Origin of the sequence: Pseudoalteromonas sp. P1-7a (assembly GCF_001401855.1) — a bacterium.
Taxonomy (GTDB): Bacteria; Pseudomonadota; Gammaproteobacteria; order Enterobacterales; family Alteromonadaceae; genus Pseudoalteromonas.
Genome location: NZ_LKDU01000017.1, coordinates 48,381 through 71,490, shown reverse-complemented (window position 1 = coordinate 71,490; position 23,110 = coordinate 48,381). Strand labels below are relative to the sequence as shown.

19 protein-coding genes are annotated in these 23,110 nt (G+C 40.8%); 16 read left to right on the top strand and 3 right to left on the bottom strand.

Going from position 1 to position 23,110, the window contains the following annotated elements:
- Positions 1-93: 93 nt before the first annotated feature.
- The 9 genes from serC to AN389_RS11890 all read left to right on the top strand — a co-directional run bounded on the left by serC (position 94) and on the right by AN389_RS11890 (position 8,046).
- On the top strand, positions 94-1,176 hold the full coding sequence (gene serC / locus AN389_RS11930) for a 3-phosphoserine/phosphohydroxythreonine transaminase (protein ID WP_055016059.1): 1,083 nt from the start codon (positions 94-96) through the stop codon (positions 1,174-1,176).
- Complete coding sequence (gene aroA, locus AN389_RS11925) at positions 1,176-2,453, top strand: 3-phosphoshikimate 1-carboxyvinyltransferase (RefSeq protein ID WP_055018414.1); 1,278 nt, start codon at positions 1,176-1,178, stop codon at positions 2,451-2,453. Before serC ends, aroA begins: the two co-directional genes overlap by 1 nt.
- A gap of 107 nt (positions 2,454-2,560) precedes the next feature.
- The gene (gene cmk, locus AN389_RS11920; RefSeq protein WP_055016057.1) at positions 2,561-3,271 is read left to right on the top strand and encodes a (d)CMP kinase; all 711 of its coding nucleotides are present in this window, start codon (positions 2,561-2,563) and stop codon (positions 3,269-3,271) included.
- 95 nt (positions 3,272-3,366) lie between these two features.
- Complete coding sequence (rpsA, locus tag AN389_RS11915; protein WP_055016073.1) at positions 3,367-5,034, top strand: 30S ribosomal protein S1; 1,668 nt, start codon at positions 3,367-3,369, stop codon at positions 5,032-5,034.
- A gap of 65 nt (positions 5,035-5,099) precedes the next feature.
- Positions 5,100-5,387 carry an integration host factor subunit beta gene (ihfB, locus tag AN389_RS11910; RefSeq protein WP_004587872.1) on the top strand — a complete coding sequence of 96 codons (288 nt, stop codon included), beginning with the start codon at positions 5,100-5,102 and terminating at the stop codon, positions 5,385-5,387.
- A 21-nt stretch (positions 5,388-5,408) separates the two neighbouring features.
- Positions 5,409-5,690, top strand: a complete 282-nt coding sequence (locus AN389_RS11905; RefSeq protein ID WP_055018413.1) for a lipopolysaccharide assembly protein LapA domain-containing protein — start codon at positions 5,409-5,411, stop codon at positions 5,688-5,690.
- Positions 5,691-5,692: 2 nt separating this feature from the next.
- Positions 5,693-6,829, top strand: a complete 1,137-nt coding sequence (gene lapB / locus AN389_RS11900; RefSeq protein WP_055018412.1) for a lipopolysaccharide assembly protein LapB — start codon at positions 5,693-5,695, stop codon at positions 6,827-6,829.
- Positions 6,830-6,875: 46 nt separating this feature from the next.
- Positions 6,876-7,580, top strand: a complete 705-nt coding sequence (gene pyrF, locus AN389_RS11895) for an orotidine-5'-phosphate decarboxylase (protein ID WP_055016055.1) — start codon at positions 6,876-6,878, stop codon at positions 7,578-7,580.
- A gap of 91 nt (positions 7,581-7,671) precedes the next feature.
- Positions 7,672-8,046, top strand: a complete 375-nt coding sequence (locus AN389_RS11890; RefSeq protein ID WP_055016054.1) for a hypothetical protein — start codon at positions 7,672-7,674, stop codon at positions 8,044-8,046.
- 249 nt (positions 8,047-8,295) lie between these two features.
- On the opposite strand, the gene AN389_RS11885 is transcribed toward AN389_RS11890, so the two are convergent.
- Together AN389_RS11885 and AN389_RS11880 are read right to left on the bottom strand one after the other, a co-directional pair.
- On the bottom strand, positions 8,296-9,126 hold the full coding sequence (locus tag AN389_RS11885; protein WP_055019867.1) for a S1 RNA-binding domain-containing protein: 831 nt from the start codon (positions 9,124-9,126) through the stop codon (positions 8,296-8,298).
- Positions 9,127-9,128: 2 nt separating this feature from the next.
- Positions 9,129-10,454, bottom strand: a complete 1,326-nt coding sequence (locus AN389_RS11880) for a DEAD/DEAH box helicase (protein WP_055018411.1) — start codon at positions 10,452-10,454, stop codon at positions 9,129-9,131.
- A gap of 198 nt (positions 10,455-10,652) precedes the next feature.
- On the opposite strand from AN389_RS11880, the gene AN389_RS11875 reads away from it, so the two are divergent.
- The 5 genes from AN389_RS11875 (at position 10,653) to AN389_RS11855 (ending at position 18,751) form a co-directional block, all read left to right on the top strand.
- Positions 10,653-11,660, top strand: a complete 1,008-nt coding sequence (locus AN389_RS11875) for a rhodanese-related sulfurtransferase (RefSeq protein WP_055016051.1) — start codon at positions 10,653-10,655, stop codon at positions 11,658-11,660.
- Between the two features lie 252 nt (positions 11,661-11,912).
- Positions 11,913-12,929, top strand: coding sequence for an efflux RND transporter periplasmic adaptor subunit (locus tag AN389_RS11870; RefSeq protein WP_055016050.1), 1,017 nt, complete (start codon positions 11,913-11,915; stop codon positions 12,927-12,929).
- A gap of 2 nt (positions 12,930-12,931) precedes the next feature.
- A complete protein-coding gene (locus AN389_RS11865) occupies positions 12,932-16,012 on the top strand; it encodes an efflux RND transporter permease subunit (RefSeq protein ID WP_055019866.1) in 3,081 nt (1,026 codons plus the stop codon).
- A 135-nt stretch (positions 16,013-16,147) separates the two neighbouring features.
- Positions 16,148-18,043, top strand: a complete 1,896-nt coding sequence (locus tag AN389_RS11860; protein ID WP_055016048.1) for a DUF294 nucleotidyltransferase-like domain-containing protein — start codon at positions 16,148-16,150, stop codon at positions 18,041-18,043.
- Positions 18,044-18,046: 3 nt separating this feature from the next.
- Positions 18,047-18,751 carry a 3'-5' exonuclease gene (locus AN389_RS11855; RefSeq protein WP_055016047.1) on the top strand — a complete coding sequence of 235 codons (705 nt, stop codon included), beginning with the start codon at positions 18,047-18,049 and terminating at the stop codon, positions 18,749-18,751.
- Positions 18,752-18,845: 94 nt separating this feature from the next.
- Here the strand turns inward: AN389_RS11855 and AN389_RS11850 are convergent, their stop codons facing one another.
- Positions 18,846-20,426, bottom strand: coding sequence for a BCCT family transporter (locus tag AN389_RS11850; protein WP_055018408.1), 1,581 nt, complete (start codon positions 20,424-20,426; stop codon positions 18,846-18,848).
- A 437-nt stretch (positions 20,427-20,863) separates the two neighbouring features.
- On the opposite strand from AN389_RS11850, the gene egtB reads away from it, so the two are divergent.
- Complete coding sequence (gene egtB, locus AN389_RS11845) at positions 20,864-22,138, top strand: ergothioneine biosynthesis protein EgtB (RefSeq protein ID WP_055019865.1); 1,275 nt, start codon at positions 20,864-20,866, stop codon at positions 22,136-22,138.
- The gene (egtD, locus tag AN389_RS11840; protein WP_055018406.1) at positions 22,135-23,109 is read left to right on the top strand and encodes an L-histidine N(alpha)-methyltransferase; all 975 of its coding nucleotides are present in this window, start codon (positions 22,135-22,137) and stop codon (positions 23,107-23,109) included. Before egtB ends, egtD begins: the two co-directional genes overlap by 4 nt.
- Position 23,110: the final 1 nt, after the last annotated feature.

Sequence of the window (23,110 nt, the reverse complement as noted above, 5' to 3'; positions counted from 1 at the left end):
GCTAAGGCCGCTTTTTTTAATCATGTTGAAAAAAATTAATAATCCTTTTTTGTTTATCAAAGAGGTTTAAATTACTGGAATGAGGCAAAGGTAATGAGTAAATATAATTTTTGTGCGGGGCCAGCTATGCTTCCGCAAGCTGTTATGCAAAAAGCACAAAAAGAATTTTTAGACTGGCAAGATTTAGGCGTATCTGTGATGGAAATAAGCCATCGCAGTAAAGATTTTTTAGCGCTTACTGCAAAATGCGAAGCCAGCCTTCGTCGTTTAATGAATATTAGCGATGATTTTGAAGTGTTGTTTATGCATGGTGGGGGCCGCGGTCAATTTAGCGCTGTGCCATTAAATTTGCATCAGCATGGTAAAGCGGCGGTTTATTGCGAGAACGGCGTGTGGTCTAAAAGTGCGACTGACGAAGCTAATAAATTTACTCAAACTCACTCAATCAATGTCAGAAATGACGCTAACGGGCTGTTTTCTATAAAAGAAGTGGCACAGTGGGACTTACCTGAAGATGCATCTTATATTCACTACTGCCCAAATGAAACGGTAGACGGATTAGAAATTTTTGATGTGCCTAGTCACCCAACGGCGCCAATTATTGCTGATATGTCGTCAACAATTTTGTCGCGTGAAATTGACGTAAACAAGTTTGATTTAATTTATGCCGGTGCACAAAAAAATATAGGTCCATCAGGTATAGCTATCGTTATTGTGCGCAAAACATTACTTGAGCGTGAAGGTTTGGCTAAACCAGGTATTTTAGATTACGCACTTGAAGCAAAACAAGGCAGCATGTTTAATACACCGCCTACCTTTGCATGGTATTTAGCAGCCGAAGTATTTGAATGGTTAGAGCAAAACGGTGGCGTTAAGGCAATGGAAGCACACAATATTGCTAAAGCTAAGCTGCTTTATGATTTTATTGATGAATCGCCTTTTTATACCAATAAAGTAGCCGCGCACTGCCGATCTCGCATGAATATACCCTTTTGGCTAAATGATGAAAGCTTAAACGAAAAGTTTGTAATGCAATCTAAAGAGGCTGGCTTACTTGCACTTGAAGGACACAGAATAGTAGGGGGTATGCGTGCAAGTATTTATAACGCAATGCCACTTGAAGGTGTTCAAGCCTTAGTTGACTTTATGGCGGCATTTGCAAAGGAGCACAGCTAATGGAACAACTTCGTTTAGAGCCTATTTCTCGTGTAAATGGCAGCGTTACCTTACCAGGGTCTAAAAGCCTATCAAACCGTATTTTATTGTTAGCAGCGCTGGCTCAAGGGACTACCGTTGTAGAAAACCTGCTAGATAGTGATGATATTCGCCATATGTTGGGTGCATTAAATCTACTAGGTGTTAACGTAACGCTTAATGATGACCGCACTGTGGCAACTGTTGAAGGGGTTGGCGGTATATTTAAAACACCAAGTGAACCTTTATTTTTAGGAAATGCAGGTACTGCGTATCGTCCTTTAACCGCGGTACTTGCTGCTGTATCTGGCGAATATGAGCTAATAGGTGAGCCGCGCATGGAAGAGCGCCCAATAGGCCACCTAGTTGATGCGCTACAAGCACTTGGCGGCGATATTACCTACACAAAGCATAAAGACTACCCACCACTAAAAATAATTGGTGGGCAAATTAAAGGCGGTACTGTTGAAATTGATGGCAGTATTTCTAGCCAATTTTTAACTGCATTGCTAATGGCTGCCCCTTTATTTAGTGGTGATACGCAAATTTCTATTAAGGGTACTTTGGTCTCTAAGCCATACATTGATATTACATTAGATGTAATGGCACGTTTTGGGGTGACCGTTCAGCACAGCAATTACACAACATTTAAAGTGAAAGGCGGCCAACAATACCAATCACTCGAGCGTATTATGGTTGAAGGTGACGCATCATCAGCGTCTTACTTTGTTGCGGCAGCGGCTATTGCCGGTGGCGAAATTGAAATTAAAGGGGTTGGCGCTAAATCAGTACAGGGTGATATTGGTTTTGCAAAAGTGATGGAACAAGTTGGCGCCCAGATTGATTGGTATGACGAACGCCTAGTTGTGCGTAAAGGTGAATTAAAAGGCGTAGATATTGACGCTAATGCGATACCCGATGCTGCAATGACACTTGCCACTGTTGCGTTATTTGCCAAGGGGCCTACCGCTATTCGCAATATATATAATTGGCGTGTAAAAGAAACTGATCGTTTATATGCAATGGCTACTGAACTTCGTAAAGTGGGAGCAGAGGTTATAGAAGGCGATGACTTTATCGAAATTACGCCGCCAAATTCGTTTAATGATGTTGCTATTGATACGTATGATGATCACCGTATTGCAATGTGTTTTGCGATGGTAGCCGTAGGCGGAAAGCCTATTACTATCAACGACCCTAAGTGCACATACAAAACTTTTCCAACCTTTTTCAAGGTTTTAGCATCAGTGAGTGAGTAGAGCTTTTATAAATAATTATAAAAAGTTACACACTAAAGCGGATCTATTTGTAGAAGTGACGTATAATATCGCGGTTTTATTTAGGTGTGCATTGCAGGAGGTTCTAAATGCAGGCGTTATTAATGCCCGTAATCACCGTTGATGGCCCAAGTGGTTCAGGTAAAGGAACTGTTTGTCGCTTGTTAGCCGACAAATTGGGGTGGGATGTATTGGATAGCGGCGCAATTTACCGTGTATTATCCCTTGCCGCACTTCATCACCAAATAGCATTAGACAACGAAGAAGCGCTTGTCCCGCTTGCTGCAAACTTAGATGTGCAGTTTTTGGTTGATAGCCAAACTAATGCTGGAAAAGTTATTTTAGAAGGCGAAGATGTAACCTCGACAATTCGTAATGAAGAGGTTGGGGCTGCTGCTTCAAAAGTGGCTGCATTACCCCGTGTACGTGAAGCGTTACTTCGACGCCAGCGAGCGTTTAAAACCGAGCGGGGCTTAATTGCTGATGGCCGAGATATGGGCACCGTGGTTTTTCAAGACGCTCCATTAAAAATATATTTAACCGCCAGTGCACAAGAACGCGCGCGCAGACGTTATGTTGAGTTGAATGAGCGTGGTCTTGATGTTACACTAAGTGGTCTATTACAGGACATTCAAGCTCGTGATGAGCGCGATATGAATCGTGCGGTTGCACCGCTTGTTCCTGCTGATGATGCAATTGAAATAGACACAAGCGAGCTTAATGCTCAGCAAGTGTTTGATAAAGTTATAACTTTAGTAGATATTGCTATTTCAGAAGGTAAGCTTCCCAAGCGAAGCTAAACACATTTTATGCACCAGCAGGACGCCAGTGCTATTTTAACAACCCCATGCAGCATGGTTGCTTATTGGTATTAATATATGAGACGTATATTCGTATGTCAGAAAATTTTGCGCAGTTATTTGAAGAAAGCTTAAAGGGTTTTGAAGCAGAGCAAGGCTCTATTGTTAAAGGTACAGTAATCTCAATCGAGAATAACATTGTACTTGTAGATGCTGGTCTTAAATCAGAAAGTGCTATCCCTGCAGAGCAGTTCAAAAATGCTGCTGGTGAACTAGAAGTTGCTGTAGGCGACGAAGTAGATGTTGCACTAGATGCAATCGAAGACGGTTTCGGTGAAACTATCCTTTCTCGTGAGAAAGCGAAGCGTCACGAAGCGTGGATCCGTCTTGAGAAAGCATGTGAAGAGCAAGAGACTGTTACTGGTGTTATCAACGGTAAAGTTAAAGGCGGTTTCACAGTTGAAGTTGATTCAATCCGTGCTTTCCTACCTGGTTCACTTGTTGATGTTCGTCCAGTACGTGACACAACTCACCTTGAAGGCAAAGAGCTTGAATTTAAAGTAATCAAGCTTGACCAAAAACGTAACAACGTTGTTGTTTCACGTCGTGCAGTTATCGAATCTGAAAACTCACAAGAGCGTGAAGAGCTTCTTGCTAACCTTGTTGAAGGTCAAGAAGTTAAAGGTATCGTTAAGAACCTTACTGACTACGGTGCATTCGTTGACCTTGGTGGTGTTGATGGTCTACTACACATCACTGATATGGCGTGGAAGCGTGTTAAGCACCCTTCAGAAATCGTTAATGTTGGCGACGAAATCGCAGTTAAAGTTCTTAAATTCGACAAAGATAAAACTCGTGTATCTCTAGGCCTTAAACAGCTTGGCGAAGATCCATGGGCAGCTATCGCTGGTCGCTACCCAGAAGGTTCTAAGCTTTCTGGTCGTGTAACTAACCTTACTGATTACGGTTGCTTCGTAGAAATCGAAGAAGGCGTTGAAGGTCTAGTTCACGTTTCTGAAATGGATTGGACTAACAAGAACATCCACCCTTCAAAAGTTGTTTCACTAGGTGACACTGTTGAAGTTATGGTTCTTGAAATCGACGAAGAGCGTCGTCGTATTTCGCTTGGTCTTAAGCAATGTATTGCTAATCCTTGGCAGGAATTTGCTCGTCTACAAAACAAAGGCGACCAAGTTACTGGTAAGATCAAATCAATCACTGACTTCGGTATCTTTATCGGTCTTGACGGTGGTATTGATGGTCTTGTACACCTTTCAGACATTTCTTGGAACACGCCAGGCGAAGAAGCTGTACGTGAATTCAAGAAAGGCGACGAAATCACTGCTATCGTATTGCAAGTTGACCCAGAGCGTGAGCGTATCTCTCTAGGTGTTAAGCAAATCGAAGCTGACCCGTTCAATAACTACCTTGATGCAAACAAAAAAGGTGCTATTGTTAAAGGTAAAGTGACTGAAGTTGATGCGAAAGGCGCAACTGTAGAGCTTATCGAAGGCGTTGAAGGTTACATCCGTGTAGCTGATATCGCTCAAGAGCGCGTTGAAGATGCAACGACTGTTGTTTCTGTAGGCGACGAAATCGAAGCTAAATACGTTGGCGTTGATCGTAAGAACCGCACTTTAAGCTTATCTGTTAAAGCTCTTTTCGAAGCAGAAGAGAAAGAAGTACTAGAGAAGCTTAAGAAAGAAGAGCCAGTGTTTGAAAACGCAATGGCAGCTGCTTTCGCAAATGCACAAAAAGACTAATTACTAATTAGTTTTTAATTGGAAGGGCAGTTTTGCCCTTCCACTATTCTCTTTAAGGAAACGCTATGACTAAGTCAGAACTGATAGAAACACTTGCCGAACAGCACGCACACGTTCCAGTGAAAGATGTTGAAAATGCAGTAAAAGAAATTCTTGAACAAATGGCCGGCTCATTATCTACTTCAGATCGTATTGAGATCAGAGGTTTTGGTAGTTTCTCTTTGCATTACCGCGCTCCTCGCACAGGTCGTAATCCTAAGACTGGCGATACAGTAGAGCTTGATGGTAAGCATGTACCTCATTTTAAACCAGGCAAAGAATTACGCGATCGCGTAAATGAGAGTATTGCCTAGTTAACCAGTTGGAGTAGTTACTTGTTTAAGGTATTAAAAATTATTCTGGTTGTACTATGCCTATTTTGCGCATTTTTATTGGGTTCTCAAAATCCACAATTGGTACAAATAAATTACATTATTGCCAGTAATACCTTACCACTCGCTGTAATAATAAGTATCTGCTTTATACTGGGTGTAACAATAGGGTGTTTTATTAGCTTTAAATTGTTTTCTAAATTAAAGTGGCAAAACTACCGCTTAAAAAAACAATTAGCGCCAGAAAAAAATAATAGTAAGCTTATTGCTAATAAAGACACCTAATCATGATTGAGCTTTTGTTTTTACTACTGCCTGTTGCTGCCGGTTACGGCTGGATTATGGGCAAAAATAGTGCAAAAAACCAAGCTCATCAACTCAACCGTCAAATTACTTCTGAATACAGTAAAGGCTTAAAGTTTTTACTAGACAGAGAAGAAGATCAGGGCTTAGAGCATCTAATCAATCTATTAGAGGTTGCTGCTGATTCTGTCGACCACTATTCAACCCTTGCTACCATGTTTCGCCGAAGAGGTGAGCTTGACCGCGCAATAAAAATCCATGAACTCCTTTTAAAACACCCAAGTTTAAATGAGCAACAAGCTGCCACTAGCCGTTTAGAACTAGCCGAAGATTATATTATGGCCGGCTTATTAGACGGTGCAGAAGAACATTTAGTGTGGCTTGTTAAAGCTGGGCATGAACAAGCGCTTGACCCTATTATTGCTCTTTATTCGCAAACTCGAGAGTGGGAAAAGGGCATTAATATGTTCGAAGCACACGGTGAGTTATTTGTTAAAGAGCAGCATTTTAAAGCCATTGCTAATTTTTACAGCGAAGCTGCCTTAAGCGAAAATAAGCCGCAATTAATGAGCAAAGCCATTAGTTTAAATTACAAAGCGGTTCGCCCTTTATACGAATTGGGGTTATCGGCTTACACAAGCGAAGACTACGTAAAAGCTATTTATTATTGGCGTGAATTAGTCTGCCAATTTACATTGTTTGCGCCTTTGTTTATTGACCAGCTTGCACATAGTTATAAGCACTTAAATTTAACGCATCAATTTCATGATTTATTATGTGACTTGCTCGACAAAGGTGGGGTACTAATAAAAATAAAACATTGCCAAGCATTGTTAGAGCAGGGAAATACCAGACAGGCATTTGAGTTTTTAACTGACAGCTTAAAACGTCAGCCAACAATTAGAGGTTTTAGCTTTTTATTACAGCTAATGGCTGATAAAAATCCAAATACCAAAGAGGTACTTGATGAAATTGATAAGCTAGTTACGTCATATATATCTACAAAACCAGACTTTCAATGCCAACATTGTGGTTTTACAAGCCACACCATTTATTGGAACTGCCCATCTTGTAAACATTGGGAAACCATTGTACCAAGTAGAGGCCTAGACGGATTTTAATAACCCCCAACTATTTATAACTTTACTGCCATTCATTAGGATAGTTATGTCTTTAGAAGATACAAAAAAAGTTCTTATTGCCCTAGATTACGATTCACAAGAGGCGGCTCTTAATTTTGTAAAAAAACTCTCACCAGAGTCGTGTCGATTAAAAGTAGGCAAAGAAATGTTTACTTATTTCGGGCCTGCATTCGTTAAACAGTTAATTGATTTAGGCTTTGACGTATTTTTAGATTTAAAATTTCATGATATCCCTAACACAGTGGCAAAAGCGGTTACCGCAGCGGCTAATATGGGCGTTTGGATGGTAAACGTTCATGCATCAGGTGGTTTTGAAATGATGAATAAAGCAAAGCTGGCACTTGAAAAGTTTGGCGATAAAGCACCTTTATTAATTGCAGTAACAGTGCTAACCAGCATGGATGAAACTGAGTTAAAGCGATTGGGCGTTGAAAAATCAGCGCAAGAACAAGTTATCCATTTAGCACAATTAACAAAAGAAGCAGGGCTTGATGGGGTGGTATGCTCAGCTCAAGAAGCTAAAGTGTTAAAAGAACACTTTGGTAGCGAATTTAAGTTAATTACCCCAGGCATTCGCCCTGCGGGAAGTGATTTAGGCGACCAAAAGCGGATTATGACACCTAAGCAAGCTATTGAAGCCGGTAGCGATTACTTAGTGATTGGTAGACCAATCACACAATCATCAAATCCAGTGCAAACTTTGAATGATGTTAACAGCTCGCTAATTTAAATTAACAAAAAGCAATTATTTAGTGCTAAACCCCTTTTATGAATACATTTTTATGCTACATTAGTACTAAGAATGCAGTAAGGGGTTTATTTTGAAGTTAATTTTTGGATCTATATTAATCGTTGTTGCGGTTTTTTCAGTTAATAAATATGTTTTTTCGAGTAAAGCATATGATGGTGTTGCGGCGATTACTGATCTCGTCGCGAATTACCCCGTAGATTTATTTGAGTTTAAACAAACCATGCATGGCTATGCACACCACTTATGCTATAAAAATGAAGAGCGCTTAACGCGGCAAAACGTGACTACCTCGGAATGTATTTCGAATCACGATAGCAAACAAAGTGAATGTGAAAATAAAGTATTTAGGTTAGCACCGCTCAGCTTAGAAACCAAAGCTGAAATACTTGATTATTCAAAGCAATATACTGAATGTACGTTACCGTATAAGCGTATTATGGGCTAATGCCTATTAGCAATTCCCTACTTATTTTGGGGGGAGAAAATCCAGTGTTAGCTTTGTTTCATAAATTTCACTCACTACAACGTGAAGGCAAAGAGTAGGGCAATATAAGTGCCGTTAGTGATAATGGCTAACTCACGTTTTATTCATCAAAACGTTTTATCACCTATCAACAATCATTTAATTAAACTATTTAAAACGTTTTTAATTAAAAGCGCTAACATAATGTTAGCGCTTATAAAAAGTGTACGCCTATTTTAAGCGAATAGATTTTGCTTCTATATCAATCAAGCCTTGCTTAAATAAACCACCAATGGCTTTTTTGTAGTTAGCTTTACTGGTTGAAAATACTTTTTTGATAAGCTCAGGATCAGATTTATCACCAATGGCTAGTATGCCGCCTTCGTTTTTAAGTTTTTCCATTATTTTATCACCAAGCTCACTTACTTTACCCATGCCTGGCTTTTCAAGGATGACGTCAATTTTTCCGTCTTCACGTACTTTTTGAATAAAGCCTTTAAGCTTTTGCCCTACAAATAAACTTTTAAATACCATGTTGTAAAAAACAACACCAAAGTGAGATTCTTCAATTAACACTTTGTAGCCAATATCGGTTTTACCAGCCACAATTAAATCAACTTCTTGAAGGTGAGTGTATTGAGGCTCATCTTTTGATAAAAAGCGATTAAAGTTACTTGATGCGCAAATACGTTGGCTCGCGTTATCCAAGTACAAGCGAACTAAATAGGAATGACCTTCTTGCATACGTGGCTTTTGCTCGTTAAAAGGCGCTAAAACATCTTTTTCGAGCCCCCAATCTAAAAAAGCACCAATGCTATTTATTTCTTTAACACGAAGTAATGCATATTCACCAACTTGGGCGTGAGGTTTTTTTACTGTTGCTGTAGGTAAGTTTGCGTTATCTAAAAAAATGAAAACGCTTATGCTATCTCCAGCTTCGAGTTCATCTTTAATTTCATGCTTGGGTAAAAACACTTCCCCTAAATCGTGGCCATCAAGGTAAGCACCTTCATTGCTCACTTCTTTAACAAATAAGGTTTGTGTTGTTCCTAGGTAACTCATAATTATTCCTGCTCAGGCTTTTTTTTACGGCGCATTGGTGAATTGCCATCAATGTTCAATGGGGCTTTTATAGGTGCAGCTGGTTTTTTAGGTTTTGCCTTGCGTTTAACTTGCGGCTTTTTGACCTGTGCAACTTTTTTAGTTTTTACAGCGGCTGTTGCAGGCTTTTTCTGTTTTATACCTTTAAATTTAGCTTTAAGGCCATCAACGCTTGCAAAAACCAGTTCGTCGTTCAAAAACGACTTAATTGCTAAGTAACTTGCCCAGTCTTTAGGACCTACTAGCGATAGTGCATTACCTTTAAATCCCGCACGGCCTGTACGACCTATACGGTGTACATACTCTTCAGCGTGTTTTGGTAAATCAAAGTTGATTACATGCGTTACACTTAATAAATCGAGTCCACGTGAAGCGACGTCAGTGGTGATCAAAATTTTAAAGTTTTCACGGCTAAACGAGTCCATGATCTCAAGGCGTTTGCTCTGTGTTAAATCGCCAGCTAAAGCCACCGATTTAAAACCTTTTGCATTTAATGCTTCACTCAAACGGCCGGTATCAGCACGGGTTGCTGTAAAAATAATACATTGGCCAACATTGTCCTGCTTTAAAAAATGCTCAAGTAACGCTTCTTTATGATCAAGGTGATCGGCTAAATAGAGTGTTTGTTTAATATCACTGTGTTGCTCGTTTGCGGCGCTCAAAGTAATTTGCTTTGGTTTTTTTAATAAATTACGCGATAAGGCATCGACTTGAGCGTGATCTAAAGTCGCTGAAAAAAGTAATGTTTGGCGCAAGCGGTGATTCGCTTGCTCGTTAATCATCTTAAGTTGCTCAGTAAAACCTAAGTCTAAAATACGGTCAGCTTCATCAAAAATTAATAACTCTAACCCGCTTAATTGTAATGAGCGTTTTGTAATGTGATCGGCCAAACGCCCTGGGGTTGCCACAACAAAGTGCGGGTCGTTACGAAGCGCTTTAATCTGATCGTTAAAGTTCTCGCCACCGAGTATTTTTACAGCTTTAATGTTTGTGCCCGCAATTAATAAACGTAATTGAGTAAATACTTGCGTTGCAAGCTCACGGGTTGGTGCAACGATGAGGACACGTGGATCGCGTTTACTGAGCGCTTTTTGTTTCATAACTCGCTGAACAGCAGGTAATAAAAACGCTAATGTTTTGCCCGACCCAGTTTTAGACTGAGCAAAAATGTCATGCCCTGCAAGTGCGGTAGGCACTGCATGTGCTTGAATATCTGTGGGCTGGGTGATCCCTTGATGTGCTAATTGTGTTTCAAGGCGAGTATCAATCCCAAGATCAGTAAAGTGCAAAGTCGTGTTCTCCAATGTGCAACTTAAATTAATGGCCGCATTATAGCTTACACAAGGGTTATGCCGACAGTAAAAACCATTCTAACGCGCTATTTTTTGCAATTAATTATAAAAAGCGTAAAATACGCGCCCCATATGCGCCGGATTTACGATTCGGTAAACGCCACTTAAGGCTATCAAAGCAAAATAGGAAGTAAAATGACTGCTGTTCATAAAGATAATGTGACAAACGAGCACTTTGTAGTGTGTGCAATGTACAAATTTGTAGGTTTGCCAAATTTTGAAGCACTACGTAAACCCCTTTTAGAAGTAATGGAAGCAAACGAAGTACGCGGTACTCTATTGCTTGCTGCTGAAGGTATCAACGGTACTGTATCGGCTAAGCGCGAAGGAATAGATAACTTACTGGCGTGGTTAGATACACAAGAAAACCTAAAAGACATAGTAACTAAAGAATCATACGATGACGAATGCCCGTTTTACCGTACTAAAGTAAAACTAAAAAACGAAATTGTTACTATGGGCGTTGAAGGGATTGATCCACTTAAAGTAGTGGGAAGCTATGTTAAACCTAAAGAGTGGAATGCATTAATATCTGACCCTGATGTAATTTTAATTGATACACGTAACGATTACGAAATTGAAATTGGTACTTTTCAAAATGCAGTCGATCCTAATACCAAAACTTTCCGTGAATTCCCTCAGTGGGCTAAAGAAAATTTAGACCCAGAAAAACACAAAAAAGTAGCCATGTTTTGTACCGGCGGTATTCGCTGCGAAAAATCAACGGCTTACATGAAAGAGCAAGGGTTTGATGAAGTTTACCACCTTGAAGGCGGTATTTTAAAATACCTAGAAGAAGTGCCAAAAGAAGAAACAATGTGGGAAGGTGAGTGCTTTGTTTTTGATAATCGTGTAGCAGTAAATCATGATTTACAAAAAGGCTCTTACGATCAATGCCATGCCTGTCGTATGCCGATTACAGAAGAAGAAAAGCAAAAGCCAGAATACATGGAAGGTGTTTCGTGCCATCACTGTATTGACAATGTAACCGATGAGCAGCGTGCTCGTTTTGCTGAGCGTCAAAAGCAAATAGAATTAGCACAAGCTCGTGGTGAAGGGCATATTGGTAATGAAGCGCAAGCGGTTTTACAACAACGTAAAGAAGCTAAAAAAGCTCAAAAAGATGCGCAGCGTGGTAAATAATCTCTAACTCCTTATTATTTGCATAGCCCAGTTTATACTGGGCTTTTTTATTTAAATAGCCACTTTTTAGTTTAATCCTGCCTGTATTTGTATAAATGATCAGCCTTTTGGGGCCTTTTAAAAATCAAATTGGTATTACCAATTTAATTTCATCTTATAGTTTCGCTAATTTATCTCTCTATTCTACTTATTGATCAATGAGGTGTTAGACTTCGTAAGGTAATGGGAATAATAATTAATTAAGGTGTTGTGTTGAAATCGCATAATTTTATAATCGGTGTGCTCAGTACATTGATATTTATCTGTACCCCTGCAATGAGCGCAAACGTTGTAGTGCAAAAAATCACATTAGAAAACGCCAAACAACAGGTTCAAGCAGTTGGAAATACAGAGGCAATACATTCGGTTGTCATGTATCCGGCAGTAGGCGATAGAGTAACAGGCGTTTTTTTTAAGCCAGGTGATAAAGTAAATAAAGGTGATATTTTACTAGAACTTGATTCTCGTAGGCAAAAAGCTGCGCTTGATGAGGCTAAAATTAGACTTGCCGACACCCGGCGAATATTAAAACGATTAGAAAAAAGTCAGGCCAAAGGGGCTGTACCCAAAAGCGATGTTGATGATGCTAAAACCGTTGTAGAGCTTGCCAAAGTAACGTTAGTACAAGCGCAAACTGAGCTTGAAGACAGAAAAGTAATTGCGCCGATAGATGGCATAATGGGGCTTACAGATGTAGAGGTAGGCGATAGAATAACCGAGCAAACCGCTATTGCTACAATCGATGATACAACAAGCCTGTATATAAATTTTAATGCGCCTGAGTCGGCCATTACTATGTTGCGTAATAAAAGCAGCTTAACGGTATTTCCTTGGCAATCAGGGACTGCCATTAACGCTGATATCGCCTATTTAGACTCACGCGTAGACCCACAAACCCGTACTTTACGCGTTAAAGCAAAGCTAAATAATGAAAAACAACGATTTTTACCCGGCATGAGCTTTAGGGTACATATTGAAGTGCTAGGCGAGCGTTTTGCTGCAATTCCTGAGGCTGCATTACTGTGGGGGGCAACTGGTCCATACGTATGGACTAGTGTAGATAAAAAAGCAACCCGTGTTGATGTAAAAATAGAGCAGCGTTTGGCGGGGCGATTATTGGTTTCTGGGCCGTTAACTAAAGGCGATATTTTAGTCGTTGAAGGGGTACAACGCTTACGTGCAGGCCAAGAACTAAGCTTTAATTTACCCGCACAAGATACGCAGGAGTAGGTATGAAACAGCAACCTATGATGCACGATTTACCCTCGATGGCGATTCGCCGCCCAGTCCTTATTGTGGTGCTTAACTTATTAATTATTATTGCAGGTATTGCGGCTATAGCGGGAGTTGAAGTAAGAGAGCTTCCTGATGTGGATAGACCACGTATTACGGTTTCGGCCCCGTTTCCTGGTGGCTCGCCTGAGACCGTTGATACCGAAGTAACCAGTAAATTAGAAGGCGCAGTGGCACGTGTAAGTGGCGTTAAATCAATACGTGCACAAAGTGAAGAAGGAAATGCACGTATAGTGGTCGAATTTAGACCAGGGATAAACTTAGATGACGCTGCAAATGAGACGCGTGAGTCTGTTGCACGTGTAGAGCGTGACCTTCCAGAGGAAGTAGAGCGTGTGTCTATTATTAAAGCCGACAACGACGCCGAAGCGGTTGTATCGCTAACTGTATCCAGTGAAAGTTTATCGCTCGAAGCACTTACAGAGCGCGTAAATGTTGACTTAGCGCCACAATTTTTAACCATTCAGGGTGTCGCAGATGTACGCTTAAACGGTGATAGAGAACGAGTATTAAGAGTACGTATAGACCCACTAAAACTAAGTAGCTTTAATTTAACTGTGCCCGATGTAGCACAAGTGCTCAGCCAAGCTCCATTTGATGTACCTGCAGGGAGTTTAAAGGCAAACGATCAGCAAATTATTGTCCGTGCTGATGCTACATCAATCACCCCTGAGCAAGTGGGCGATATAATAATTCAAGGCGACACCCGTATTAGCGATATTGCAGCCGTTTATTTTGGGCCTGCCGATCCGCGCTCTATGGTAAGGCTAAACGGTAAACCTGTTATTGGTATGGAAATTATTCGCCAAGCACAATCAAATACAATTGAAATATCAGATGAAGTCCTCAAGCTTATAAAAAATATGCAAACGCGCTTTCCTGAAATGGAATTTACGCTTACCTCTGATGATGCACAATTTATAAGAAGCTCAGTCGATGAAGTAATTTATTCTTTGTTACTCACTGTACTGTTAGTGGTAATCACTTTATGGGTATTTATTGGTTCTTGGCGTGCTACTTTAGTACCTGCTTTTGCTATTCCTGTTGCTTTAATTGGTTCGTTAGCGCTTATATGGGCACTGGGTTTTTCAATAAATATTTTAACCTTGTTGGCGCTTGTATTAGCCACTGGCCTAATTGTTGATGATGCCATAGTAGTAAGTGAAAATATTCAGCGCCAGCGAGGGCTTGGCTTAGGACGTCGAGCAGCTGCCGTAATAGGGACCCGAGAGGTGTTTTTTGCTGTTGTGGCAACCACCGCAGTACTGGCTGCTGTATTTATACCCATTGCATTTTTGCCCTCTACGGCGGGTCGCTTATTTAGAGAGTTTGGCGGTGTTCTTGCAGGCGCCGTGATTATATCAAGCTTTGTTGCACTTTCATTAGTGCCTGCGCTTACCTCTAAATTAAAGTTAAAGCAGGGGGGCTTTCACCCGTTTGCAAAGTTAGGTCACTGGCTTGGCGCAATTTATACAAAATCAATTCACAAGGTGCTTAACCACGCATGGCTTACGTTTTCGGCGTGTTTATTGGTTGCCGCGGGCTCTGGGGCATTGTACGCCAGTTTAGATAGTGAGCTTTTGCCCACAGAAGACCGAGGTAAAATTCGTATATTTGCACGAGGCCCAGATGGTGTAGGGCTTAACTTTATGGATAGGCAAGCGATAAAAATGGAAGACATTTTACTTCCGTTTGTCGATAGTGGCGAAATCGAGTCTATTTATACTGTAGTAGGCCAATGGGACCCTAATATTGTGTTCATCACTGTACCTTTAAAGCATTGGGATGAGCGCCATTTTAGCCAACAAGAAATTATTAACAAAATACGACAACCGCTTGGCGATATTCCAGGAGCACCGGCATACCCAGGTGGTGCAAATAGTTTAAATTTACGCGGCCAAGGGGGAGGCGTTGAAATAGCGTTACTTGGTCAAGATTATTTGCAAATATTTAAAGCGGCACAGCAGTTTTCTGCGGCCTTAGAAAAAGCTGTTCCTGAGGTGGCACCTGTGCGTATTTCGTATCAACCATCGCAGCCACAACTTCGTGTAAATATAGACAGACGACGTGCACAAGAGCTAGGAGTAGCACTAAACGACATTGCCATTACCTTGCGCGCAGCAATAAATGGCGACGACGTAGAAGATTTAAACATTGGCGATCAGTCTGTGCCAATTATGCTACAAGCGCAAAACCAAACCATAAACAGTCCAAGTGATTTGGCAAATTTATACATCAGAGCGGGTAATGGCAGTTTAGTTCCGTTAAGTAGTGTGGCGTATATTTCTGAAGAAGGCGTGGCTGCAGAACTTGAGCGACATGCTCAGCGTCGTTCAATAGAGCTCAGCATGGAACTGCCAGAGTCGTTAACCATAGCTGCTTTAGTAGAGCAAATAAAAACCGTGTCTGAACAATCGTTAGAGCCAGGTATTGCTCTTGCGTTTAAAGGTGAAGCGCTAACGTATGAAGAAACATCCAGCGAAGTACTCATAACCTATGTACTTGCTTTTTTAATCGTATTTTTAGTGTTGGCCGCGCAATTTGAAAATGTAAATAGTGCCATTGTGGTAATGATAACTGTTCCCTTTGGTATTACCTCGGCCATATTAGCGCTTTATTTAACCGGTACGTCGTTAAACATTTACTCTCAAATAGGTTTAGTGATGCTGATAGGCTTAATCGCTAAAAATGCGATTTTGCTTGTTGAATTTGCAGATCAGTTACGCGATCAAGGCTTAACGGTCAGAAAAGCTGTCGAGCAAGCTTCAATGGTGCGTTTGCGTCCAATTACAATGACCCTTATATCGACACTGCTTGGTGCGTTGCCGTTAATTCTCTCTACAGGCGCAGGGGCTGAGGCCCGAAATGCCATAGGCTGGGTGGTGTTTGGCGGCTTAGCATTGGCGGTATTGTTTACGCTTTATCTTACTCCTGTAATTTACTTAGGCTTAGCACGTTTTACCACACCAAGAGGGGATGAATCTAAGCAACTCGCACAAGAGCTTGAAAAAATAGACTAACCTTAAAGCCATGCCCAGCCATGTTCTTAAATTATAATGTGCTGGGCATGCTTATGGGTTGATTGGCAGACCTTGTTTGTTAAGATAGCTTCTTAAGCATATTCATGCCTTTTGTCTGGCCACAAGGAATCCTCAATGCAAGCCGAACAAGTTGAAATTGCGCAATTTCTAGCGCAGCACCCGCCATTTGATGACTTACCCACAAACGCGTTAAACGAGCTTGCGCAACAAGTTGAGGTTGCTTACTACCGCTCGCAAACTGATATATTAACGCTGGGCCAAGATATCGCTGATTTATTTATTGTTCGCAGTGGCTCTGTGGAAATATATCGTCGTAATAACGAGCTCTATAATCGTTTAGATGTAGGGGGGATTTTTGGCCAAATGGGCCTATTGATGAACCGTAAAGTACGTTTTCCTGCTAAAGCATTGGAAGATACGCTGGTTTATTGTATTAACTTTGAATTGTTTAATCGTTATTGCGATGAGTTTGATAGTTTTGCTGATTATTTTGAAGCTGATGGCAATGTACGTCTTCGCCAAGCGTTAGTTGAACAAGCCGACAGTAACGACTTAACAACCGCCAAGGTTAAATCACTCATTCACCGGGATGTAGTAACGCTAAGTACTCAAACAACCATTCAAGATGTTGCTAAAGTAATGACAGAAGAAGCGGTATCTTCTGTTTTAGTTACCGATTTAGACAAACCCATTAGTGACGATCCTGAAGAGGACGATGGGCAAATTGTCGGTATTATCACCGACCGCGATATACGCACAAAAGTGGTAGCACAAGGGCTAGGCCTTGACGTTACCGCAGATAAAATTATGTCGACGAACCTTGTACTACTTGATTCAAATGCGTATGTATTTGAAGCCGTGCTTGCTATGCTGCGTGATAACTTGCACCACTTACCTGTTGTGCAAAAACGCCGTCCCATTGGGGTTATTTCATTATCCGATATTTTAAGGTACGAGTCGCAAAGTAGCTTACTTTTAGTACGCGGTATTTTAGCGCAGCAAACGATTGAAGATTTGGCACATTATGCTCGCCAATTACCGAGTGTATTTGTGCGTATGGTAAATGAAGATGCTAATTCACATATGATTGGTACGGCAATGGCCGTAATAGGGCGTACTTTTAAACAGCGCTTATTGGTATTAGCTGAAGAAAAGTATGGTCCGCCGCCAGTACCTTACTGTTTTATAGCGTTAGGCTCTATGGCGCGGGATGAGCAGCTTATTGTAACAGATCAAGATAACGCGCTTATTTTAGATGACAATTATGATGATGCAAAACATAACGAGTACTTTCAAAATATTTCTGATTTTGTGTGCGATGGCTTAGCGCAATGTGGTTATACCTATTGCAGTGGCGAGATTATGGCCTCGTTTAAAAAGTGGCGCAAAACACGCTCGCAATGGTTTGATCAATTCTCACAATGGATAGCCTTACCCAAACCACAAGCACTGCTTAACAGCTCTATATTTTTTGATTTAGATGGGGTGTGGGGTAAAACAAAGTGGGCCGATGAGCTAAAAATTTTTATTGCCAAACAAAGTAAACAAAACCGCGTATTTATAGCGAATATGGCTGCTAATGCCCGAAACCGCACACCGCCACTTGGGTTTTTTAAAGGCTTTGTGCTGGAGCATAACGGCCAGCATAAGCGCTCAATGAACTTAAAGCGACGAGGCACCGCGCCGCTTTCTGATGTAATAAGAGTGCATGCACTAGCGATAGGCTCTCGTAAGCAAAATTCATTTGAACGCCTTGAAGATATTATAGAGTCACGCCTGTTACCTGAGGGTAAAGCGCAAGATTTACGTGACGCGTTAGAATACATTGCCATGATGCGAATACGCCATCAAGCATGGCAAATAGAGCAAGAAGAAGAGCCCGATAACGACATAGACCCGCATTTGCTTTCTCCGTTTGAGCAACGTAATTTAAAAGAAGCATTTGCCATACTCGAAAAAGCACAAAGCTACTTAAAGTTTAGCTACTCAGCCAATGCGGGTGTTAAGTAACGAATGGCTAAAAAATCGTATTTTGACTGGCAGGCCCATTATAAAACGTTGGCTAAAAACGCTAAAAATGAGCATTTAAAAGCGTTTTATCAGCACGCTTATGGTGATACGCACACGCCAATAAAAGACATTTCGTTTGTGGCTCTTGACTTTGAGACAACCGGTCTAAATAGTGAGGTAGACGATATAGTTAGTATTGGCTTAGTCCCTTTTACATTGCAAAGAGTGTATTGCACAGATGCTAAACATTGGGTGGTACAACCGCGTAAAAGCTTAAGTGAGGAGTCGATTGTTATTCATGGTATTACTCACTCAGAGGTAGATGATGCCCCTGATTTAACCTCTCGGCTAAGACCGCTACTTAATGCACTTAGTGGTAAAGTCGTGGTCGTACATTATGCAGCGATAGAGCGGCACTTTCTAAATAATGCGTTACTTGCGCGAATTAACGAAGGGATCCAGTTTGCGTTAGTCGACACTATGGAACTTGAGCAACGAGCATTGCGCGCCCGACAAGGGTTAATAGGGCGGTTGTTTAATCAAAAAGTAGGTTCACTGAGGCTAACTGACTGTCGAAGTCGCTACTCTTTGCCTGCTTATCATAATCACAATGCGCTAACTGATGCATTAGCCACAGCAGAGTTGCTGATTGCACAGGTGCAATATCATTTCCGTGATGACACACCATTGGCTGAGTTACTAAGCTAAATCTATTTTTAAATTTATTAAACAACGTTTATTTTAGTCAATAAAAACGCCGCAAATAATGCGGCGTTTTTTATAGTTATGTTATTAAAGCTAACTACTTAGCAGCACGAGGCTCAGTACGTAGCCCTAACAATAGGCTTACACACATGAGTAGTAACACTAAAGTAAACGGAAGGCCCGTTGAAACAGCCCCCGCTTGCAACGCTTGAATTGCTTCTGTACCGCCAATCCATAAAAGTGCAGCGGCAATAGAGCCCTCAACCGTAGCCCAAAAGATGCGTTGTGGTACAGGTGCATCTACTTTACCGCCTGCTGTGATAGAGTCGATAACTAATGAACCCGAGTCAGAAGAGGTAATGAAAAACACTAATACTAAAACCACAGCAAGGAACGAAAGCACGCTCGACATTGGCAATTCGTCTAGCATTTGGAACATTGCCATAGGTACATCGGTTAAACCGTTTACGCCTAAGCTGCCTACACCTTGCACAACTTGGTCGATGGCTATACCGCCGTAAATAGACATCCATAAAATAGTAACCGCAGTAGGAATTAATAATACAGCGATTAAAAACTCTCTAATTGTACGACCACGAGAAACACGCGCAATAAACATACCTACAAACGGTGACCACGAAATCCACCATGCCCAGTAAAAAACTGTCCACCCGTGCATCCATGTTTCGTCTTCACGGCCATGTGGGTTGCTCAGTGGGATAATATTTTCGATGTAGCCCATTACCGTGTTTGGTACATTACCAATTGCCACTGCAAAGCCAACTAAACCAACAAACAAAAGTAAGGCAAATGCGATAAGCATATTTATATTACTAAGTACTTTTACGCCGCCATCTATACCGCGCACAACTGAAATAATAGCCAGTAAGGTAACGCCAATAATAACCAATAATTGTGCGCCTACACCGCCATCGGTACCAAATACATGATTAATACCTGCAGAAGCTTGTTGTGCCCCCAAACCTAAAGAGGTTGCAAGGCCAAACAAAGTAGCAAGCACAGCAAGAATATCAATAATATGACCAGGCCATCCCCACGCTTTGTCGCCTAATAGTGGATAAAAAATTGAGCGGATTGATAAAGGAAGACCTTTATTATAAGTAAAAAACGCAAGGGAGAGTGCTACAACAGCATAAATAGCCCATGGATGAAGCCCCCAGTGAAACATAGTAGCTCCCATCGCTACTTTTGCAGCTTCTGGTGTATTAGCGGTTACATTTAGCGGGGTCTCGTACCAGCCTGTAAAGTAAGCAACTGGCTCTGCAACACCCCAAAACATTAACCCAATACCCATACCTGCAGCAAATAACATTGCAAGCCATGACATACGCGAGTGCGTTGGTTTGGCTCCTTCTCCACCTAAACGGACATTACCGTATGGCGATACAATCAGCGCCAAGCAAAAAATAACAAAGAAGTTTGCTGCCCACATAAAAAACGCATCAAAGTTATTTATTATATCGAGTTTAATACCATCAAGTGTTGATTTTGCTGTTTGCGCATCAGTAACAAGAATGGCGACTAAAAAGATGACAATCAAACCGGCACTAATACCAAAAACAGGATTATGTATATCAAACCCCCATTTTTGTACATTATCTTGACCTACGGTGTAGTCCGTATTATCAATACTATACTTGTCATGATTTTCGCTCATGAATACCTCTTATGTTGTCCTAACAAGCCAGAGAGCTCCGGCGTAATACTAAGTTAATTACCTCTAAAGTAAGTTGCAATATTTACAATAAAACTTATTTGAGAACTAATTAATTTAATCATAGATCATACCCTTAATAGTGTATGAGTTAAATCGTAAATGTAAAACTATTTGGTTATAAATCACTGATTACTTAGTGCTAAATGCTATTTATAGATAGAAATATAAGCTATTGTTAATTCAGTGAGTGTTAAAAATTAGTTTGTTATTAAACTAAAATTAATGCTACCTCATAAAATTTGTTTATTAGTAAATGAATTTCCCTTCAATATGAACGGGTTTATTACCAGTTTAATCATTATGTAACATGCATAAAGGTAAAATCTGAGGTAGGCTATATTTTAATCACAAAAGAGTGAAAAGGGACGAACTTAAATATGCTAAACACGCAAGCGAACGAAGTGCACAGCTCTGAGAAAACACAGGCACAATTTCAGCTAGTTCGCCAACATAGCCTTACACTTATAAAAGATTTAAGTGCAGAAGACTGCCAATTACAAGCAATGGATGATGTAAGTCCTATAAAATGGCATTTAGCACACACCACCTGGTTTTTTGAAACATTTTTACTTGCAAAGTACCTGCCTAACTACACACTCTTTGATGAACAATTTAAGGTATTGTTTAACTCCTACTATAATGGCATAGGCGAGCAATTTAAGCGTGCGAATAGAGGATGTTTATCTCGCCCTAGTTTAGAGGTGGTGATGCGCTACAGAGCTTATGTTGATAATGCCGTCAATGAGCTACTTCAATCAGGCACTGACCAAACACTGTGTAATATAATAGAACTTGGGCTGAATCATGAGCAACAACATCAAGAGCTCATGCTGATGGATATTAAATATAATTTTTCGGTTAATCCTAGTTTTCCTGTCTACCGCCAAGCCCCGAGTAACCTAATCGAGGGGAGTTATTCGTTAGGCACTTTAAAATATACCGAATTTAGCCAAAGCCTAACCAATATAGGGGCTGATGCCAAAAATGGCTTTTCGTACGATAACGAGCAACCTCAACATCAAGCGCTTATTCATCCGTTTAGGTTTGCAAACCGACTAGTGACAAATAGAGAGTATTTAGAATTTATAGAGGCGGGGGGGTATAAAACTCCCTCATTTTGGTTAAGTGATGGCTGGGCTAATGTAAAAGCTCAGCAAGTCAGCCACCCTTTATACTGGCAGTGTATTGAGGGGCAGTGGTTTGAATTTACCCTTTACGGATTGCAGCCCTTAAATTTAGATGCGCCAGTGAGTCATATAAATTATTTTGAAGCGGCAGCTTACGCTAATTTTGTGAGTGCGCGTCTACCTACTGAATTTGAATGGGAGTATGTAGCCCAGCAACAAGTACTTAAACAACCGCAAAACAATTTGCTCACGCCAACTGTATGTAAACAGCCAGATACCGTCTCACAATTAAGTGATACATGCTGGCAGTGGACTAATAGCGCTTATTTACCTTACCCAGGCTTTAAACCCTTTAGCGGAGATGCAGGGGAGTACAATGGTAAATTTATGAATAACCAAATGGTTTTACGTGGCGGGTGTGTGTTTACCCCAAAAAACCATTTAAGGCCGACCTACCGTAACTTTTTTTATCCACACCAAGCGTGGATGTGCAGCGGCATTAGACTAGCAAAGGACTTACTATGAGCCAAGTAACAGCAATTAATCAGCAATCAATAACCGATCTAGACTTTTTAAATGATGTATTACATGGACTTGCTCAACAGCAAAAGTCGTTGCCGTGTAAGTATTTTTACGATGATAAAGGGGCGGCATTATTCGAGCAAATAACCTCTTTGCAAGAGTACTATGTTACCCGTACTGAACTTGCTATCTTAGAGAATCACTCAAAAGCCATCGCTAATATATTGCCAGAAAACCTATCAATTATTGAGCCAGGCTGTGGCTCAGGTAAAAAGGTCGCGTATTTACTTGCCCATATGAGCAACGTAAAAACCTTTGTCCCCTTTGAAATATCATCAGAAATGCTTAATTACTCGTTAGCGCATTTATCGCCGTTATTCCCGGAGCTGGCCATTACGCCACTATTAGGTGATTTTACCCATAGCCAAATGGTTAAACAGCTAACAAAAGACACTGCTTTAGATAGCCAAACAAATTTAGTTTATTTTCCAGGTTCTACACTAGGTAACTTTGCGCCAGTAAAAGCCATAGAAATCATGAATAATTTTTACCGTTTGTGCGGCGTTGATGGTTACGTATTAATAGGAATTGATTTAGTAAAAGAGCGACAAGTGTTACTAGATGCCTACGATGATAAAGCCGGCATTACCGCCGCCTTTAATAAAAACTTACTACAGCGTATAAATAACGAATTAAATGGCACGTTTATTTTAGATAATTTTAAACACGAATCGCGATTTAACGAAGTGCATAGCCGCATTGAAATGCATTTAGTGAGCAGGTGTAATCAAAGTGTGGTTATTAACGATAAGCAAATAGACTTTGTAGCGGGAGAGAGCATTCACACTGAGAACTCGCACAAATATACGCTTGAGGCGTTTAAAAACCTTGCTGCCCAAGCTAATTTATCGCTTGAACAAACATGGCAGGACGAGAAAAGCTATTTTGCACTTTGCCTACTAAGGCCAATGTAAC

What these genes read in the sequence shown, in the direction of transcription:
- AN389_RS11875 (WP_055016051.1), top strand. Translation starts at nt 10,653, where the DNA reads ATGACTGCTGTTCATAAAGATAATGTGACAAACGAGCACTTTGTAGTG.
- rpsA (WP_055016073.1), top strand. Translation starts at nt 3,367, where the DNA reads ATGTCAGAAAATTTTGCGCAGTTATTTGAAGAAAGCTTAAAGGGTTTT.
- serC (WP_055016059.1), top strand. Translation starts at nt 94, where the DNA reads ATGAGTAAATATAATTTTTGTGCGGGGCCAGCTATGCTTCCGCAAGCT.
- AN389_RS11885 (WP_055019867.1), bottom strand. Translation starts at nt 9,126, where the DNA reads ATGAGTTACCTAGGAACAACACAAACCTTATTTGTTAAAGAAGTGAGC.
- cmk (WP_055016057.1), top strand. Translation starts at nt 2,561, where the DNA reads ATGCAGGCGTTATTAATGCCCGTAATCACCGTTGATGGCCCAAGTGGT.
- aroA (WP_055018414.1), top strand. Translation starts at nt 1,176, where the DNA reads ATGGAACAACTTCGTTTAGAGCCTATTTCTCGTGTAAATGGCAGCGTT.
- egtD (WP_055018406.1), top strand. Translation starts at nt 22,135, where the DNA reads ATGAGCCAAGTAACAGCAATTAATCAGCAATCAATAACCGATCTAGAC.
- egtB (WP_055019865.1), top strand. Translation starts at nt 20,864, where the DNA reads ATGCTAAACACGCAAGCGAACGAAGTGCACAGCTCTGAGAAAACACAG.
- AN389_RS11865 (WP_055019866.1), top strand. Translation starts at nt 12,932, where the DNA reads ATGAAACAGCAACCTATGATGCACGATTTACCCTCGATGGCGATTCGC.
- pyrF (WP_055016055.1), top strand. Translation starts at nt 6,876, where the DNA reads ATGTCTTTAGAAGATACAAAAAAAGTTCTTATTGCCCTAGATTACGAT.
- ihfB (WP_004587872.1), top strand. Translation starts at nt 5,100, where the DNA reads ATGACTAAGTCAGAACTGATAGAAACACTTGCCGAACAGCACGCACAC.
- AN389_RS11850 (WP_055018408.1), bottom strand. Translation starts at nt 20,426, where the DNA reads ATGAGCGAAAATCATGACAAGTATAGTATTGATAATACGGACTACACC.
- AN389_RS11860 (WP_055016048.1), top strand. Translation starts at nt 16,148, where the DNA reads ATGCAAGCCGAACAAGTTGAAATTGCGCAATTTCTAGCGCAGCACCCG.
- AN389_RS11855 (WP_055016047.1), top strand. Translation starts at nt 18,047, where the DNA reads ATGGCTAAAAAATCGTATTTTGACTGGCAGGCCCATTATAAAACGTTG.
- lapB (WP_055018412.1), top strand. Translation starts at nt 5,693, where the DNA reads ATGATTGAGCTTTTGTTTTTACTACTGCCTGTTGCTGCCGGTTACGGC.